Annotated in this window: 1 protein-coding gene and 1 pseudogene; both read left to right on the top strand. The window is 52.8% G+C overall.

Translation table 11 applies throughout. The features are described 5' to 3' along the window. A partial coding sequence (locus HMPREF1627_RS00250; protein ID WP_034499834.1) for a GH36 C-terminal domain-containing protein occupies positions 1 to 507 on the top strand: 507 nt, incomplete at its 5' end. Between the two features lie 32 nt (positions 508 to 539). Next, positions 540 to 786, top strand: a pseudogene (locus HMPREF1627_RS00245) (hypothetical protein); the annotation flags it as partial.

Here is a 786-nt window from a genome sequence, read left to right as displayed (position 1 = left end):
ATGGCCATGCGCGGTGGCACCGCTCTTTGGGGCCATTTTGGAATCGAGTGGGACATTCTTGAAGCCACCGACAGCGAGATGTCCGACCTGAAGGATTGGATTGCGTTCTACAAGCTGAACCGCGATTTCCTCCACTCTTCGGATATTGTTCGTTGCGAAACTCCCGATGAAACGATTTGGCTACACGGAGTAGTTGCAAAGGACAAGTCTCGCGCACTGTTCCAGATGGTTACGCGAGGACGCTCTGCTATCTCTCCGCGCGGAAGGCTACGCTTTAGCGGATTGAATGATTCGCGTACCTACACTATTCGTCCGGTAATCGTCGGCAATGAGCCTTCAGGGCTGGTCCCACCGCTATGGTTTGGGGAGCTTAGCCAAGCCGATAAAGATGGCCGGCGCTACTTTGATGGAATCACCACCACCGGTTCCATTCTCCAAAATTCTGGTGTGCAGACGCCCCGTCTACACACTGACCAGACGCTACTTTTCGAAATAGTCGAAAAGTAGGAAACCAATAAAGACGAAGGAGTCTTTTCACGATGAGAAAAGGGAAAATTTTCGTTGCAACCGTGGCAGCGTCAGCGCTGGCTCTTGGCCTAGCTGGCTGTTCGGGAGGCTCTGGCTCTGAGGCAGGCGGCAGCACTGACGGCGGATCCATCGACGTGTTCTTGAACATGCCTACCGGTTCGCCTCAGGAATCCAAGATCAAGGAGCTAAACGCCAAGTTTGAGAGCGAAACGAACTCAAAGGTAAATCTCACCATCGCGTCCTCTTCATTCGAAGATG

This window comes from Actinomyces sp. S6-Spd3 (assembly GCF_000758755.1).
GTDB lineage: Bacteria > Actinomycetota > Actinomycetes > Actinomycetales > Actinomycetaceae > Pauljensenia.
Note: the sequence above shows the minus strand (reverse complement) of the source record. Positions and strands in the feature narration are given on the sequence as shown.